This is a genomic window from Kitasatospora sp. NPDC001159 (assembly GCF_053598235.1).
Map to the genome: position 1 here is coordinate 31,625 of NZ_JBSFJV010000049.1, position 15,697 is coordinate 47,321.

14 protein-coding genes are annotated in these 15,697 nt (G+C 71.1%); 4 read left to right on the plus strand and 10 right to left on the minus strand.

What is annotated here, in order from left to right:
* Positions 1-13 precede the first annotated feature (13 nt).
* The 4 genes from ACWC9T_RS23880 (at position 14) to ACWC9T_RS23895 (ending at position 4,516) form a co-directional block, all read left to right on the plus strand.
* On the plus strand, positions 14-1,582 hold the full coding sequence (locus tag ACWC9T_RS23880) for a sugar ABC transporter ATP-binding protein (RefSeq protein ID WP_449823080.1): 1,569 nt from the start codon (positions 14-16) through the stop codon (positions 1,580-1,582).
* Positions 1,569-2,585: an ABC transporter permease gene (locus ACWC9T_RS23885; RefSeq protein ID WP_449823081.1), complete on the plus strand. Its 1,017-nt coding sequence runs from the start codon at positions 1,569-1,571 to the stop codon at positions 2,583-2,585. Before ACWC9T_RS23880 ends, ACWC9T_RS23885 begins: the two co-directional genes overlap by 14 nt.
* A gap of 135 nt (positions 2,586-2,720) precedes the next feature.
* Entirely contained in the window at positions 2,721-3,527 is an 807-nt protein-coding gene (locus ACWC9T_RS23890; RefSeq protein WP_449823082.1) for a FadR/GntR family transcriptional regulator, read from the plus strand.
* Positions 3,470-4,516 carry a sugar ABC transporter substrate-binding protein gene (locus tag ACWC9T_RS23895; RefSeq protein WP_449823083.1) on the plus strand — a complete coding sequence of 349 codons (1,047 nt, stop codon included), beginning with the start codon at positions 3,470-3,472 and terminating at the stop codon, positions 4,514-4,516. The genes ACWC9T_RS23890 and ACWC9T_RS23895 overlap by 58 nt, the downstream gene beginning before the upstream one ends.
* 474 nt (positions 4,517-4,990) lie before the next feature.
* On the opposite strand, the gene ACWC9T_RS23900 is transcribed toward ACWC9T_RS23895, so the two are convergent.
* The 10 genes from ACWC9T_RS23900 to ACWC9T_RS23945 all read right to left on the minus strand — a co-directional run bounded on the left by ACWC9T_RS23900 (position 4,991) and on the right by ACWC9T_RS23945 (position 15,628).
* Entirely contained in the window at positions 4,991-6,133 is a 1,143-nt protein-coding gene (locus tag ACWC9T_RS23900; RefSeq protein ID WP_449823084.1) for an ABC transporter substrate-binding protein, read from the minus strand.
* Entirely contained in the window at positions 6,130-8,766 is a 2,637-nt protein-coding gene (locus ACWC9T_RS23905; protein WP_449823085.1) for a SpoIIE family protein phosphatase, read from the minus strand. The genes ACWC9T_RS23900 and ACWC9T_RS23905 overlap by 4 nt, the downstream gene beginning before the upstream one ends.
* A 605-nt stretch (positions 8,767-9,371) precedes the next feature.
* Positions 9,372-10,274: a GlxA family transcriptional regulator gene (locus ACWC9T_RS23910; RefSeq protein WP_449823086.1), complete on the minus strand. Its 903-nt coding sequence runs from the start codon at positions 10,272-10,274 to the stop codon at positions 9,372-9,374.
* Positions 10,271-10,855: a cysteine hydrolase family protein gene (locus tag ACWC9T_RS23915; RefSeq protein WP_449823087.1), complete on the minus strand. Its 585-nt coding sequence runs from the start codon at positions 10,853-10,855 to the stop codon at positions 10,271-10,273. Before ACWC9T_RS23915 ends, ACWC9T_RS23910 begins: the two co-directional genes overlap by 4 nt.
* Positions 10,856-11,128: 273 nt before the next feature.
* The gene (locus ACWC9T_RS23920; protein WP_449823088.1) at positions 11,129-11,719 is read right to left on the minus strand and encodes a TetR/AcrR family transcriptional regulator; all 591 of its coding nucleotides are present in this window, start codon (positions 11,717-11,719) and stop codon (positions 11,129-11,131) included.
* Between the two features lie 151 nt (positions 11,720-11,870).
* Positions 11,871-12,179 carry an antibiotic biosynthesis monooxygenase family protein gene (locus ACWC9T_RS23925; RefSeq protein WP_449823089.1) on the minus strand — a complete coding sequence of 103 codons (309 nt, stop codon included), beginning with the start codon at positions 12,177-12,179 and terminating at the stop codon, positions 11,871-11,873.
* 250 nt (positions 12,180-12,429) lie between these two features.
* Positions 12,430-12,624 (minus strand): hypothetical protein, encoded by a 195-nt coding sequence (locus ACWC9T_RS23930; RefSeq protein ID WP_449823090.1) that lies wholly within the window; start codon positions 12,622-12,624, stop codon positions 12,430-12,432.
* Positions 12,625-12,986: 362 nt separating this feature from the next.
* Complete coding sequence (locus tag ACWC9T_RS23935) at positions 12,987-14,168, minus strand: NAD(P)/FAD-dependent oxidoreductase (protein WP_449823091.1); 1,182 nt, start codon at positions 14,166-14,168, stop codon at positions 12,987-12,989.
* Positions 14,168-14,362 carry a ferredoxin gene (locus ACWC9T_RS23940; RefSeq protein WP_449823092.1) on the minus strand — a complete coding sequence of 65 codons (195 nt, stop codon included), beginning with the start codon at positions 14,360-14,362 and terminating at the stop codon, positions 14,168-14,170. Before ACWC9T_RS23940 ends, ACWC9T_RS23935 begins: the two co-directional genes overlap by 1 nt.
* 66 nt (positions 14,363-14,428) lie before the next feature.
* Entirely contained in the window at positions 14,429-15,628 is a 1,200-nt protein-coding gene (locus tag ACWC9T_RS23945) for a cytochrome P450 (protein WP_449823093.1), read from the minus strand.
* Between the last annotated feature and the right edge of the window lie 69 nt (positions 15,629-15,697).

Genomic DNA, 15,697 nt, shown 5'->3' on the forward strand with positions numbered 1-15,697 from the left:
AAGGACACCCGCAATGGCGGACTCCAGTCCCCCCAGGAGCCCGGTCGTCGAGGCCGATGGGATCAGTAAGCGCTTCGGCGCCACCGTCGCGCTGAGCGACGCCCGCATCTCGGTCCAGGCCGGCGAGTCCCACGCCCTGGTCGGCCGCAACGGCGCGGGGAAGTCCACCCTCGTCTCGATCCTGACCGGCCTGCAGACCGCCGACACCGGCACCCTGCGCTTCAACGGCGAACCCGCCCCGGCGCCCGGCGACACCGACGCCTGGCGTTCCCGGGTGGCCTGCGTCTACCAGCGCTCCACCATCATCCCGGCCCTCACCGTCGCCGAGAACCTGTTCTTGAACAGACACAGCCTGGACCGGCAGAACCCCCGATCGCTGCGCCCGATCAGCTGGCGGCAGCTGCGCCTGCGCGCCGCCGATCTGCTCGGCGAGTACGGCGTCGAGGTCGACCCCACTGCTCGCGCCGAGGAACTGACCGTCGAGCAGCGGCAGTTCATCGAGATCGCCCGGGCCCTCTCCTTCGGCGCCCGGTTCATCATCCTGGACGAGCCCACAGCGAAGCTCGACGCCCGCGGCATCGACCAGCTCTTCGCCAAGCTGCGGGAACTCCAGGCCCAGGGCGTCGCCTTCCTCTTCATCTCGCACCACCTCCAGGAGGTCTACGACCTCTGCGGCACGGTCACCGTCTACCGCGACGCCCGGCACATCGTCACCGCCCCGGTCGCCGAACTCGGCCGACACGCGCTGGTCGAGGCGATGACCGGGGAGGCCGCGACGGTGAGCACCGGCCTCGCACCGACCGGTCCCGGGCCCACCGCCGACGCCGCTGCGCTGCTCGATGTCGACTGCCTCGAACTGCCCGGCGCCTACCGGGACGTGACCCTGCTCGCCCGGGCCGGCGAGGTCGTCGGGCTGGCCGGCGCCGCCACCAGCGGCAACGTCCAGCTCGGGGAGACCATCGCCGGCCTGCACCGCCCGCGCGCCGGCCGGATCAGTGTCGCGGGCCGTCCGGTGCGCACCGGACGGGTACCCGCCGCGCTCGCCGCCGGGGTGGGCCTCGTCCCCGAGGACCGGCACATCCAGGGCCTGGTCCCCCAGCGCAGCGTCGCCGAGAACGCCACCCTGACCGTCTCCGACCAGCTCGGACCGTACGGAACCGTACTGCCCTCGCGCACCCGGGCCTTCGCCGAGCGGATGATCGCCGATCTCGACATCAAGACGCCCGGCCCCACCACCCCCGTCTCCGCGCTGTCCGGCGGCAACCAGCAGAAGGTCGTCATCGCCCGGGCTCTCGCCACCCGGCCCCACGTCCTGGTCGCCATCCGCCCGACCAACGGTGTCGACGTCAAGTCCAAGGAGTCCCTGCTCGGCACCATCCGCCAGGTCGCGGACAGCGGGAAGACGGCGTTGATCGTCTCGGACGAACTCGACGACCTGCGGGCCTGCGACCGCGTCGTGGCGATGTTCCACGGCCGGATCGTCGCGGAGTTCGACCGCGGCTGGAGCGACGAACAACTGGTCGCCGCCATGGAAGGCATGGCCGACTCCCCTGACACGAAGGAAGGCCATGGCCGCCACTGAACTCAACGTGCCCGCCGCCACGGCGTCGCGCCGCCGCTTCGACCTCGCCCGCTACCGCGACCTGTCCCTGCTGCCGGTCCTGCTCGTGCTGGGCATCATCGGCTTCGCCGTCTCACCCGCCTTCCTGACCGCGGACAACCTGCTCGGAGTCGGCCAGCAGGCCACCGAACTCAGCGTGCTGGTGCTCGCCGAGGCCCTGATCCTGATCGCCGGACGGATGGACCTCTCCCTGGAGTCCACCATCGGCGTCGCTCCCGTCATCGCGGTGTGGCTGGTGCTTCCCGACCACGGCGCGCGCTTCAACGGCCTCGGTCTCTTCCCCGGCTGGGCGGCCATTCCGCTCTGCCTGCTGATCGGCGCACTCATCGGAGCGGTCAACGGCTTCCTGATCCTCAAGCTGCGCCTCAACGGCTTCATCGTCACCCTCGGCGCGCTGACCCTGCTACGCGGCCTCCAGGTCGCCGTATCTCAGGGCCAGTCGATCGTCAACCTGCCCGACTCCTTCCGCTACCTCGGCGCCGCCTCCTGGCTCGGCATCCCCGCCGCGATCTGGATCTGCGGCCTGCTGTTCCTGGTCGGCGGGTCGGCACTCGCCTGGTTGCGCCACGGCCGTGCCCTGTACGCGATCGGCGGCAACGCCGAGGCGGCCCGCGCCGCCGGCATCCGGGTCGACCGGATCACCTGGACCGTCCTGGTCCTCGGCGGGGTGCTGGCCGCCTTCGCCGGCATCCTCTACACCGGCCACTACGGTTCGATCTCCGCCGACCAGGGCAACGGATGGATCTTCCAGGTGTTCGCCGCCACCGTCATCGGCGGAGTCAGCCTCAACGGCGGGCGCGGGACGCTCTTCGGCGCCCTCACCGGTGTGCTCACCCTCCAACTCGTCGTCAACGTCATGACCCTGGCCGGGGTGCCGCCGCTGTGGAACCAGTTCCTCAACGGCGTGATCATCATCCTCGCCCTGATCGTCTCCCGCTTCACCTCCGGCGAGCAACAGGACTGACCCCCCGACGATCCGGTACCGCAGCCCGCGTGGCGCACCGCCCCCGTGCATCCCCTGCGCCGGGTGCTCGCACCGCGCGGGCCACTCCCCCTTGCCCACGCAGGCTCCCACCGAGCGACAGGAGGTCGCTGAAGCATGCCTGAACGCCCGAACAACGGCGCCCGCAAGGCGTCTCCAACGGCCGTGACCGATCTGGCGATCGCGAAGATCAAACAGATGATCGTGACGGGACGTCTGGAACCGGGTTCGCGCCTGCCCAACGAGGCGGACCTCGCCGAGCAGCTGGGCCTGTCCCGCAACTCGCTGCGCGAGGCCGTGCGCGCGCTCACCGCCATGCGCATCCTGGTGCCCAAACAGGGCGACGGCACGTACGTCTCCGGCCTGGAACCCCACCGCCTCATGGAGACCATGGCCTTCGCAGCCGACGTCTCGGCCGGTGACGGAGCACGGCAACTCCTCCACGTACGACGGTTGCTGGAGCCCCAGGCCACCGCGCAGGCGGCCGGCCGCCTGACGTCGGAACAGCTCGCGGAACTGGAGCGGATCCTCGCCCGGTCGGCCGGCGACATCGGTGTGGAGGAGTTCGTCGAGCTGGACATCGAGTTCCACCGGATCATCGTGGACTCCGTCGGCAACCCGGTCCTGTCCACCCTGCTGTCGACCCTCTCCACCCACACCCAGCGGTTGCGCATCGTCCGCGGCACCCGCGACGCCCGGGCCCGGGCCCGGGCGCAGACCGAACACGAGGCGATCCTGCGCGCCCTCACCGCACGCGACGCGGGCCTGGCCGCGTGCGCCGCCGCCATGCACGTCGCGGCCGTCGAGGAGTGGCTCGACCACAGCACCGCCACGTCACCATCTGCCTGCAAAGAAGGGCTGAAGCAATGCACCACTTCAAGGGCCGAACCGCGGTCGCCGGCGCGGCGGCGGGAGCCGTCCTGATCGCCGGGTCGCTGACCGGTTGCGCGAAGGACTCCACCTCCGCCGACGCGAGCGGCGCGGACATCGGCATCGACATCCCGCGCGACGACTCAGCCTTCTGGAAGTCGTACGAGCGTTACCTGAAGGACGGCATAGCGGCCGGGGGTGCGCGCACCCTGCCGATCACCGACTCGCACAACGACGAGGCCCAGCTGAAGGCGAACTTGCAGCACTTCGAGGCCAGTCGGGTGAAGGCCGTGGTGATCGCGCCGCAGTCCACCCCCAACACGGACCAGGTTCTGGACCACCTGTCCTACGAGAAAATCAACACGGTGGTCGTCGACACCGAGCCCGAACACGGCGAGGTGTACATGGTGGTCCGGACCGACAACGTCGCGTACGGCACCAAGGCATGCGAATTCCTGGGCAAACAGCTCAAGGGGAAGGGGAAGGTCGCCGAACTGCAGGGTGCGCTCGTGTCGATCAACGCCTACGAGCGCACCCGCGGGTTCGCCGGCTGCATGAAGGCCAACTATCCGGGCATCCAGGTGATCGAGCTCCCCACCGAGTGGAACGGCGACACCGCCTCGGCCAAGTTGCAGAGCACGCTGGCCGCCAACCCGGATCTCAACGGCGTCTACCTGCAGGCCGGCGGAGTCTTCCTGCAGCCGACGCTGTCGCTCCTGCAGCAGAAGGGCCTGCTGAAGCCGGCCGGCCAGCCCGGGCACATCACGATCGTCTCCAACGACGGCATCCCCGAGGAACTGGACGCCATCCGCAAGGGCCTGATCGACGCCACGGTGAGCCAGCCCGCCGACCTCTACGCCAAGTACGCGCTGTACTACGCGCGGGCCGCCGTCGAGAACAGGTCCTTCCCCACCGGCCCGACCGATCACGGTTCGACCATCGTCGCCCTGCCCAACGGCCTGGAGGACCGGCTGCCGGCCCCCCTGGTGACCCGGGAGAACGTCGACGACCGGACGCTGTGGGGCAACAACATCACCCGATGAGCACCGCTTATGCATCGGATCTATCGTGGGCAACCGGCGGCGCCACCTCGAACGGCACCCCGGCCGAGTTGTGGACCTGCAACGACTCGGCCAACCAGCGCTGGACCCGCAGCTGATCCACCGCGCCGCGCACGGGCGGGACGGAGATCGTCCCGCCCCTGCGTGCTGCGATCCGTCATCCGCTGACGCTGGGCCCGGAGGCGCGAACCCACCCGGAGGGCGCGAGGTGGCCGGGGCGACAGCCGGTCAGGACGGCAGGTGCCGGCGCTGGTTGGATCCGGTGGTGCGGTGCGACGCCGGCGCGCGGCCCGCTCCCGGGCCGTGGAGCTGCTGCGCCTGGTACATCGCCGATCCGCGGCGCCGGGTGGCCGACACGTAAGGTCATTTGAGCACAACCAGCGGTGGCCCCGGTGTGCGGCCTCTCACAAACCGGGGCTAGCGAAAGTGTGCCGTCGGCTGGACACGCCCCCGGCGTCAGCCGTCCGCGACGGCCTTCGCCCAGCCCACGGCGACCATCTCCTTCGCCTTCTCGGTCTGCGCATCCGTCGGGAAGTCGGGCGTTCCCTCAACCGTCGGCAATCTTGCGAAGGCGGCCTCGTCAAGGGTGCCGTCCTTCTTCATGGCATCGAGCAGCACCGGGCGGGCGTAGCCGTTGAGCCGGAGGTTCTGACCCTCGGCGCTGAAAAGGTACTCCTGCCACAGGCGGGCGGCCGCCGGGTGCGGGGCGTCCTTGTTGATTGCCAGCGCGTAGTACTGGGCGAAGCTGCTGTCGAAGGGGATCGAGACCTGCCAGTTGACGCCTTTGCTGCGGAGCTGGCCGGTGTAGTTGAGGTTGACGAAGTCCCAGTTGATGCTGATGGGCGTCTGGCCGCTCGCGACCGTGGCCGAGGTGGCGACGACCGGGTCGAGGTTGCCCGTCTGCTTGAGCTTGGCGAAGAAGTCGAGGCCGGGCTGGATGTTGTCGAACGATCCGCCGTTCGCCAGGGCCGCCGCGTACACGCTGGCGAATCCGGTCTCGGAGCGGGTGGGGTCGCCCTCAAGCGCGACCTTGCCCTGGTAAGCGGGTTTCAGCAGATCGGCGAAGGTCTGGGGACAGACCTCGACGCGGTTCGCGTCGCAGCCGATGGAGATGTAGCCCCCGTAGTTGTTGGACCAACGGGCCTGCGCGTCCTTCTGATTGCTCGGAATCGAGCGGTACGCGGCGACCTTGTACGGCGCGAGCAGGTTCTGTTGGCCTGCTGCCCGGGCGAACGTGTCCCCTACGTCGATGACGTCGGGGGCACTCTGCTGTGTCCCGTTCTTCTTGATGGCGTCGATCTCGTCCTGGCTGTGGCCCAGAGGATTGTCGACCGTGACCGTGATCCCGTACTTCTTCTCGAAGCCGTCGATCAGGCCGCCGTAGTCGGCCCAGTCGCGGGGGATCGCGATCGCTCTGAGCGTGCCCTCCTTCTTCGCCGCGGCGGTCAGTGCGTCCATGCCGCCCGCGTCCTTCGCGGAGGTGGCCACCGACGGGTCTTTGGGTGTGGCAGGCGGTGTGTGGCCGCACGCGCCCAGGCCCACGGCCAGGAGGACCAGGCAGCCGGAGACGGTCGCCGTTCGGGCACGAGATGCGGTCACGATGACTCCAGACGTCCTTCGGTGGTCACGAGCGGGGTCTCACCGGGACCTTCCACTGCCGGGGTGGCGCTCTCGTGGAGGTGCTGTTCGGCCCAGATGACTTTGCCGTTGGGGGTGTAGCGGGTGCCCCAGCGCTCGGAGAGCTGGGCGACCAGGAACAGCCCACGCCCGCCCTCGTCGGTGCTGACCGCGTACCGCAGGTGCGGGGAGGTGCTGCTGCCGTCGGAGACCTCGCAGATGAGTGCGCGGTCACGGAGCAGCCGGAGCCGGATCGGACCGATCGCATACCGGATGGCATTGGTGACCAGCTCGCTGACGATCAGTTCGGTGGTGAAGGCCATCTCGTCCAGCCCCCACTCGGTGAGCCGTTCCGTGACGCCTGCCCGGACCCGGGCGACGGCGGCCGGGTCGGCCGGGACGTGCCAGACGGCGACCCGGTCGGCGGGCAGCGCCCTGGTCCGGGCGACCAGCAGGGCGATGTCGTCGGTCGGGTTGGCCGGCAGCAGGGCGTTCAGCACCGCCTCGCAGGTGTCGTCGGGGCTGCGGTCGCCCTGGCCGAGGGTGGTGCGCAGCAGTTCGAGGCCGACGTCGATGTCCCGGGAGCGGTCCTCGACCAGCCCATCGGTGTAGAGGACCAGCCGGGTACCCTCCCGCAGCTGTAGTTCGGCGTTCTCGAACGGCAGGCCGACCAGGCCGAGCGGCGGCCCGGCGGGCAACTCGGGGAACTCCACCGAGCCGTCCGGGTGGACCAGGGCCGGCAGCAGGTGCCCGGCCCGGGCCATGGCGCAGCGCAGGGTGACCGGGTCGTAGATGGCGTACAGGCAGGTCGCGCCGGTGATGGCGTCGCCGTCCTGGGCCGCCCGGTCCTGGTCGATCTGGTTGACCAGGTCGTCCAGGTGGCCGAGCAGTTCGTCCGGGGGCAGGTCGAGGGAGGAGAAGTTGTGCACGGCGGTGCGCAGCTGGCCCATGGTGGCGGCGGCGTGCAGGCCGTGTCCGACCACGTCGCCCACCACCAGTGCGACCCGGGCGCCGGGCAGCGGGATCACGTCGAACCAGTCACCGCCCACGCCGGCCTCGGCGGGCAGGTAGCGGTAGGCGACGTCCAGGGCGCTCTGCTCGGGCAGTCCGCCGGGTAGCAGGCTGTGCTGGAGGGTGACGGCCATCCGGTGCTCGCGGGTGTAGCGGCGGGCGTTGTCGATGCAGACGGCGGCCCGGGCGACCAGCTCCTCGGCCAGCGAGAGGTCGTCCTCGTCGAAGAGCTCCGGTGAGGCCGCGCGCCAGAAGACGGCCACGCCGAGGACCTGGCCCCGGGCGAGCAGCGGCACGCTCAGCAGCGAGTGGATGCCGTCGTCGACCGTGCGCCGGGCCCGGTCCGGGGCCTCGTCGTGCCAGACGCCGGCGCTGGTCAGATCCGTCTCGATCACGGACTGACCGTGCTGCAGGCTGCGGCCGAACGGGGTGGTGGGAACGATCGGAATGGTCGCACCGACGGGATGGAACAGCGTGTCCGGGTGGACGCCGCTCAGCCCGGCGCGCTGCAGTTGGAGGATCCGGGTGCCGGTGGGCTCGTCGCCGTGCAGGACGGGCTCCGCGAGGTCGACGGTGGCGTAGTCGGCGAAGCTCGGGACGGCCGCCTCGGCGAGTTCCTGGGCGGTGCGCACCACGTCGAGTGTGGTGCCGATCGTGTTGCCGGCTTCGTACAGCATCTTGAGGCGCTCGCGGGCCGCCTCGGCCTTGTCGGACAGGGCGCGCAGCTCGGTGGAGTCACGCAGGGTCGCGACCCGCCCGGGCGGTCCCCCGTTGCGGTCGGTGGCCCGGATGTTCACCGAGAGTAGGCGGTCGCCCGAGCCGACCACGGCGTCGGTGACCACTCGCCCCGAGGCCAGCAGCTCGGCGACCGGGTGGCCCAGGCCCAGCTCGGTGATCGGACGGCCTTCGCAGTCGGCGGGCAGGCCGAGCAACCGGGAGGCCTCGTCGTTGGCCAGCAGCAGGCGGCCGTCCTCGCCGAGGATCAGCACGCCCTCCCGGACGGCGTGCAGCACGGCGTCGTGGTGCTCGTACATCCTGGTCATCTCGGCCGGGCCCAGGCCATGGGTCTGCCGCTGCAGCCGGCGGCTCACCAGGCTCGCCCCGCCCGCGCCGATGGCAAGAGCCACCGTGGCACCGCCGAACAGGACCGGCAGCTGCTGGTTCACCCTGTGCTGCACCTTCCCGACCGTGACCGGGGAGGAGACGATGGCGACGACGGAGCCGTCGGCGGCCTTGACGGGTACCGCCGAGATCACGGAGAGGCCCAGCGACCCGTGGAAGGTGCTGGTGAAGGGCTTGCCGGTCGCCGCCTGCGCGTAGGGACCGATGACGTGCTTCCCGATCTGGTTCGGGTCGCTGTGGGTGAGCGTGATCCCGTCCAACCCGTAGACGATGATGGCATCCACGCCAGCGGCCTTCCGGGCCGCCTCGGCGTACGGCTGCAGGGCCGCGGTCGGGTCGGGGCCGCTCAGTGCCGTCAGGATCCCCGGGGAGTTCGCGAACGCCTGCGCCGCGGCGAGTGTCCGGCTCTGGGCATCCGCCATGGCGTCGCGCCGAGCCCCGACCACGAGAGCCACCAGCGCGGCGACGACGATCAGCAGCATCACCGCAAGTTGCAGGAGGAACACCGGGCCGGCGAGGCTGCGCGGGCTCAGCAGGCCCTTGAACAGCCGCTTCGGCCTTCCCGCATGCGGCCGGCCGTATTTTTGGCGTCCTTGCCTGCCGTGCGTCGGACGAGGAAGCCGCCCGGGCACATCAGCACTTCTCCGCACGTCGACCAAGCCAGGCCCCGCCTTGCTCCAGAACACAACAGGGACAAATCCCATTGTTGACGCCAAACGGACCGATCTCGACCGTCGGTCTGCGTTCCAAGCGGATCAGCGGCGGGTCGGCGCGGGCGAGAGGGCGGATTGGTGCAGGTGAGAGGCGGAGTGCCGACCCGCGGGGCGCCCCATGGCGCGGGCTGGAGACTTCGAGATCACCATCCGCTCCGGCCTGCGCCGTGCGAATCGAGTCGGACCTGTGCGTGACCGGCCCTGAGCGTCCGGTGCTCACCGCGCCGGTTCACTGCGTCGGCCGATTTCGGCCTTGCTCTGCTCATGCTGGTCGGTGGGGGCATACTCGCGGATCACGCCGTGGATCACCGGCGTTCGCTGCTGCGGCTGCGAGACCCCGCAGGCCGGCTCCGGGCGCCGGCTGAGGCGGCCGCTCATGCCCGGGCGCGCAGGCGGCGGAGCATGCGGGCGTCCTGGAAGCCCACCGTGCGGGCGGCGGTCTCGGCGGTGGCGCCGTGGGAGACGAGGTGCTCGGCGTGTTCGAGCCTCAGCTCCTGCTGGTAGCGCAGCGGGGTGAGGCCGGTGGCCTCGGTGAAGCGGCGGGTGAGGGTACGTTCGCTGACGCCGCACGCGGCGGCGAGGTCGGCCAGGCGCAGCGGGGTGGCGAAGTGGGCGTCGATCAGGTCCTGTGCCTGGTGGACGGCGTCGGCCAGGTGGGCGCGGTGGCGGAGCATCGCGCTGGTCTGCTGCTCGTCGCCGTTGCGGCGGGCGTAGACGACCATGTCGCGGGCAATCCGGGCGGCGGCCGCGGGGCCGTGGCGGACGGCGACGAGGTGAAGGGCGAGGTCGATGCCGCTGGCGATGCCGGCTGAGGTGACGACCCGGTCGTCGACCACGTAGAGCACGTCGCGCGCCACGCGGGCCCGGGGGTGGCAGCGGGCGAGTTCGTCCTGCGCGTCGTGGTGCGTGGTGCATCGGCGGCCGTCCAGCAGCCCGGCCCGGCCGAGTGCGGTCGCCCCGGTGCAGATGCTGGCGACCGTCCCGCCGGCCGTGTGGTGGGCGGTCAGCTGGTCCAGTGACGCCGGAGAGAGCCCGTCGGCGCGCGGCGGCGGCTCGCGCCAACCGGGGACCACGATCAGGTCTCCGGCGGACAGTCGCGGCCATTCGGTGGCGGCGCGCAGAGACAGTCCCTGCGCGGTGGGGACGTCCTCCTGCTCGGCCACGTAGCCGATCTCGTACCCGAGGCCGTGGTCGGCGGCGGTCGAGAACACCTGGGCGGGGCCGGCGAGGTCCAGCAGGTGCAGCTGCGGGACGAGCAGGAAGACGACGCGGGTCACGATCCAGTCAGCTCCTTGACGGTGGTGACGCGGGCGAAGCGGCCCGACAAGGCGTACTCGGTGCGGGCGGTGATCTCGTCGGTGGGCAGGGTGCGCGGGTCGGCGAGGATCTCCGCCAGGCTGCGTCCGGGCGGCGCGTCGCGGTGTTCGATCGGGTGGGTGGCGGTGGCGTCCGTGACGAAGGTGACGTCGTAGCCGAGGTCGGAGGCGATCCGGGTGGTGGTCTCGCAGCACTGCTCGGTGCGGATGCCGCTGACGGTCAGTTCGCGGATGCCGTGCTGGGTGAGCAGCTGTTGCAGGTTGGTGGTGGTGAACGCGTTGTGCGAGGTCTTGCTGATGACGGGCTCGCCCTCGGCGGGCTGCAGCCCGTCGATCGGGTGCACGTGGCCGAGGGCCGGGTCGAAGACCGTTCCGGTGCCGGGCTCGGCGTGGAGGATCCAGACGACCAGGTCCCCTTCGGCGCGGGCGTGGGCGACCAGCTTGTTCACCTGGCCGACGATATCGGGGTTGGAGACGGCCGCCCACTTCTCCAGGCGGCGGAAGGATTCCTGGACGTCGATGACGAGGAGTGCTCTGTTCATGCCTCGATCCTGGCGGCCGGGGGCCGTCGGCTGAAGGCACCATCGGGGCCGGATGCGGAACGATCCGGTCAGCGATGTGACAGCGGTCAGGGAGGTGTGCGCGTTCCTGTCTGGAGGGTTGCGCGGTGGCTGCCTGTCCCAGCCCATCAGTCCGTCGTCCCGTTGGGACCGCCAAGGACGACGCCGCTGTGGGCGGGGAGGGTGATCACGCAGCCGCCCTCGACGCAGGGCAGCCTCTCGGGGTGCCGGAGTGGGTGCCCGCCCCAGCCCGGCTCAGATCCGTGTCGCCCTGGGGAACAGCCCCTCCCGGATGAACGAGAGCACGCGCTCTGCCGTGGCCCCCCGGTCTCCCCCACCGTCCACCGCGCTCACGGCCGCCTGGAGCAGACCGCCGACCAGCTGTGCGGTCAGCAGTGGATCCGGCGCACCGGAGTCCGCGATCGCGGCGAGCAGCGGCGCCGCGTGCTGACGGTGCAGTTCCCGCACACGCTCCTGGCACTCCGCCGGCAGGTCCGCCCGCATGAGGGCGCTGGCCGGCCGGTGGGCGCCCTGCTCGGCCAGGCGGAGCTCGGTCTCGATGTACGCGACGATGCGCTCGACCGGGTCGTTCAGGCCGTGGAGGGCGTGGTCAACGGCCCGGTTCGCATCGGCGAACGACGACTCGACGACGCTTGCGAGGATCGCTGCGCCGGACGGGAAGTACTGGTAGACGCTGGAGCGGGCCAGCCCCGCCCGCGCCCCCACGCTCGCCGGGGTGACGGCGGCGGCCCCCTGTTCCACCAGGACGTCGACGGCGGCCCGGATCAGCGCCGCTTGCTGCTGGGCACGGTGCTCGGCCACTGTGGCGGCGCTGATCTTCGGCATTGCCGGTTCTGTCCTCCTGCGCGTGACGGTCTCTGCCAGCCGTCCGCATCGCGACGATGCCGAACGGCTGGCCCCTAGTATCACCGCGCCGGTACCCACCGACGGATCCGTCCGGCCGCGGACCACCGCAGCCGGACGCGCCAGGAGGACCTCAGGAGGTGACCTCCGCCACCGTGTGGAACGCCTCGACGTGCGCCCCGCCGGCGCCCTCCTGCCCTGCCGAGTGCCCGTGCGCCGCCTTGAAGGAGTCCGAGGACATCCACGCCCGGAAGGCGTCCACGCCCGTGAACTCCATGACCGCGACGTACGGCGCGCCCTCCGCCTGCGGGCGCAGCAGAGCCGACCGCACCAGCCCCGGCACACCGGGCAGGGTGGCGCTCATGCTGGCGGCAAACCGCGCTTCGAAGGCCTCGGCCTCCGCGGCCTCGACGTCGATCCGGTTCATGACGGTGTAGGACATGGCAACTCCACAGCATGTGGCGCCGCACCATTTTGGCGACGCACCTGTCGGGATCATATCCAACTTACCGACACCACTGTCGTCATAACTGGACGCATGACGACTGCTGGCCGGCTCCCCCGTTCACGGCGACGACCTGCCACCCACCGGAGAAGCTGCTGCCGTACCCCTGGGCGACCCACTGCTCCGGCCCGCAGGCCGCCGCTTCACGGCCGACGAGATCGTCTTCTACGCCGACCGCGGCCACCGCTCACTCGACAACGCCCTGGCCGAGGCCGACCTGATCGTCTCCACCCCGCACGCCGCCGCGCTCATCCCGGCGGAGGTCGCACCACATCTCGACCTGGCTCTCACCCAGCGGCTCCAGTTCGACTTCACGGACAAGCCCCACGTCCTCGTCGACTGCCAGGGCATCCCGCTCGCGGTGTCGCTGACCGGCGGCCAACGACGTCGCCCAGCTGCTGCCCTGCTCGGAAGGTCCCCGCCGTGGCCAGCCTGGTCGGCCGGCCACGGCGCAGACCGGACACCCTGCCGGCCGACCGGGGCTACGACACCGAGATCGCCGCCGGCCACGTCCGGGCCGAACAGAGCGCAGGAACGCAGGCTGGCCGCATCCAGACCGAAACCGGCCTCCGCGACCGCGACCGGAGGGTGGTCTCCGCCTGCGAGTCCGGCCCGGTCACCCGGGCAGCCGACATCGGCGACCCGCGTCAGCGGCCTTCGCACAGTGCAGCCCGACTGCGTAACAGTGCGCGGATCAGGGCGTGTTCGCCTCCGCCACGGCCCACTCTCCCGGCCGCTGTCCGCTCATACGGCGCCGGGTTCGGCGATCCGCTTGCGGTGGTGGAGCAGCGCGCGTGGGCTGTTCCAGCCGAGGGCACCCACCACGCGACCGTCCGAGCGGTAGAGGGCGACGAACCTGCCCGTCTGCGGGTCGCCGTCGACCACGTCGACCTGGGAGCCGGCGGGGGCCCATCCGTGGATCTGGATCTTGGTGTCGTATTGGTCGGTCCATCCGAAGGGGGTCGGTGTGAAGCGGATGGCGCCATCCGGTCCGGCGAGAAGGTTCTTGGCTGCGGTGACGGCCTGCTGGGTGGCGTTGGTGCGTTGTTCGAGGCGGACCCGGCCGCCTGCCGCGGGGTGCGGCCAGTTGGCGACGTCTCCTGCCGCGTAGACGCCGGGCGCGGCTCGGCAGCTGTGGTCGCAGAGGACCCCGTCGCCCAGCGGGATCCCGGAGCCGACCAGCCAGTCGGTGGCGGGCACCGAACCGATGGCGACGACGACCACGTCGGACGGCAGGCGGGTGCCGTCGTCGAGCACCACCGCGGTGACCCGGCCGCGCTCGCCGGTCAGGCTGGAGACGCGGCGCCGCAGGTGCAGGCGGACACCGTGTCCACGGTGCAGGCCGGCAACCAACTCTCCTACCCGTGCTCCGACTTGCCTGGCCAGCGGGGCGGGTTCGACATCGACCAACGCGACGTCGAGGCCGAGACCGCGCGCGGTGGCGGCGATCTCGCTGCCGAGGAATCCGGCACCGATCACCACGAGCCTCGGCCCGGCCAGGAGCTCCGCTCGTAGGGCCAGCGCATCGTCCAGGGTGCGCAGCACGTGCACGCCGGCCAGATCGTGGCCGAAGGGCAGACGGCGCGGGCGCAGTCCGGTGGCGATGATCAGGCCGTCGTAGCCGAGCCGCTCACCGTCGGCCAGTGCGACGGTGCGGGCGATCGGGTCCAGGCCGACCGCCCGGCAGCCCAGCCGCAGGTCCACCTGGAGCCGTTGGAGGTCGGTCTCAGGGCGCAGGGTGGTCCGGTGCGGTTGCCAGTCGCCGGCCAGCACTTGTTTGGACAGCGGTGGCCGGTCGTAGGGCAGTTGCGGCTCCTCGCCGACCATGGTGAGCGTGCCGGTGAAGCCCTCGCGTCGCAGGGTGTCGGCCGCCGTCAGCCCTGCGGCGGATGCGCCCACCAGGACGATGCGGTCCGTGGCAGGCACTACTCGGCCACCGTGATGGCCATGGCGGGGCAGCTGGCGGCGGCATCCCGCACCCGGGCCGCCAGGTCATCCGAGGGATCGGCATCGAGCAGGATCACGATGCCGTCCTCCTCGCGCTGGTCGAAGACCTCGGCCGCGGCGAGCACGCACTGGCCGGCTCCTACGCACCTGTCCTCTTCTACGGTGATCTTCATCAGTTTTGGCTCCGTGTCAGTGTGGTTGGTTCGAGATGCGGTGACCCACCGCCGTGGTGGTGTCGCCTACCACGTCACGGGCAGCTCGTGGACGCCGTAGACGACCATGTCGTCGCGCATCGGCACCTCCTCCGCGGGCACTGCCAGCCGCAGGGTCGGGAACCGGTCGAACAGGGCGGAGTAAGCGGCCTTCATCTCGACCCGGGCCAGCTGCTGGCCGAGGCACTGGTGGATTCCGTGGCCGAAGGCCACATGCGGGCTGTACGGGCGTTCGACGTTCAACTCGTCGGCATCGCCGGGGAACTGGGCCGCATCACGGTTCCCCGACGCGACCGCGGCGACCACCGTCGTGCCGGCCTTGATCTGGTGGCCGTTCAGTTCCAGATCCTCCCGTGCGGTGCGGCGGACACCGAACTGAATGACGCTGAGGTAGCGCAGCAGCTCCTCGACGGCACCGTCCAGCAACGACGGGTCGGCCCGCAGGACGTCCAACTGTTCGGGGTTGCGCAGCAGGCACATGGTGCCCAGCGCGATCATGTTGGCGGTCGTCTCGTGCCCGGCGACCAGCAACAGTACGCCGACACCCACCAGTTCCTCGTCGGAGAGCTCGCCGGAACGCACCAGACCGCTCAGGATGTCGTCGCCGGGCTCGGCCCGCTTGGCGAGCACCAGGCGGTGCATGAACTCCCGCATCTCCAGCTGCGCCCGCCGGGACTCCTCCGGGTCGCCGTCGACCTTGAGCATCCTGGCCGAACCCCGCTGGAACTCTTCCCGGTCGGCGTAGGGCACACCGAGCAGCTCGCAGATCACCAGCGAGGGAATCGGCAGCGCGAACGCCTCGACCAGGTCGACCGGGCCCGTGGCGCCCGCCATCGCGTCCAGTTGCTCGGCCACGATGCGTTCCACCGCCGGGGCCAGCTGCTGCATCCGGCGCACGGTGAACTGGCCGGTGAGCAGCCGCCGGAACCGGGTGTGCTCCGGCGCGTCCAGCATGATGAACATTCCCGGGGCGGGCGGCGGCACCGGTGCGTCCTGCGGCTCGGCTGCGCCGATCCGTACCGTCCGGCGCTGCGAGCTGAACCGCGGGTCGGACAGCACGGTCCGGATGTCCGCGTACCGGGTGACCAGCACGCCGGGGAGGCCGTCGGGCAGAGTCACCTCCGCGATCGGGTTCTGCTCCCGCAGCGTCCGGTACTCCGACGGTGGGTCGAAGGGGCAGCTCCGCGCCAGGGGCTGCGTCCCGCTGACGGGCTCGGTTCCGGTCATGAGTGGGTCCTTTCTCCTCGACGTCCCCCGTGGTTCGAGCCAACCCGACGCTGCTGACCTCGCCCGGTC

What these genes read in the sequence shown, in the direction of transcription:
- ACWC9T_RS23880 (WP_449823080.1), top strand. Translation starts at nt 14, where the DNA reads ATGGCGGACTCCAGTCCCCCCAGGAGCCCGGTCGTCGAGGCCGATGGG.
- ACWC9T_RS23885 (WP_449823081.1), top strand. Translation starts at nt 1,569, where the DNA reads ATGGCCGCCACTGAACTCAACGTGCCCGCCGCCACGGCGTCGCGCCGC.
- ACWC9T_RS23890 (WP_449823082.1), top strand. Translation starts at nt 2,721, where the DNA reads ATGCCTGAACGCCCGAACAACGGCGCCCGCAAGGCGTCTCCAACGGCC.
- ACWC9T_RS23895 (WP_449823083.1), top strand. Translation starts at nt 3,470, where the DNA reads ATGCACCACTTCAAGGGCCGAACCGCGGTCGCCGGCGCGGCGGCGGGA.
- ACWC9T_RS23905 (WP_449823085.1), bottom strand. Translation starts at nt 8,766, where the DNA reads ATGCTGCTGATCGTCGTCGCCGCGCTGGTGGCTCTCGTGGTCGGGGCT.
- ACWC9T_RS23915 (WP_449823087.1), bottom strand. Translation starts at nt 10,855, where the DNA reads ATGAACAGAGCACTCCTCGTCATCGACGTCCAGGAATCCTTCCGCCGC.
- ACWC9T_RS23920 (WP_449823088.1), bottom strand. Translation starts at nt 11,719, where the DNA reads ATGCCGAAGATCAGCGCCGCCACAGTGGCCGAGCACCGTGCCCAGCAG.
- ACWC9T_RS23925 (WP_449823089.1), bottom strand. Translation starts at nt 12,179, where the DNA reads ATGTCCTACACCGTCATGAACCGGATCGACGTCGAGGCCGCGGAGGCC.
- ACWC9T_RS23940 (WP_449823092.1), bottom strand. Translation starts at nt 14,362, where the DNA reads ATGAAGATCACCGTAGAAGAGGACAGGTGCGTAGGAGCCGGCCAGTGC.
- ACWC9T_RS23945 (WP_449823093.1), bottom strand. Translation starts at nt 15,628, where the DNA reads ATGACCGGAACCGAGCCCGTCAGCGGGACGCAGCCCCTGGCGCGGAGC.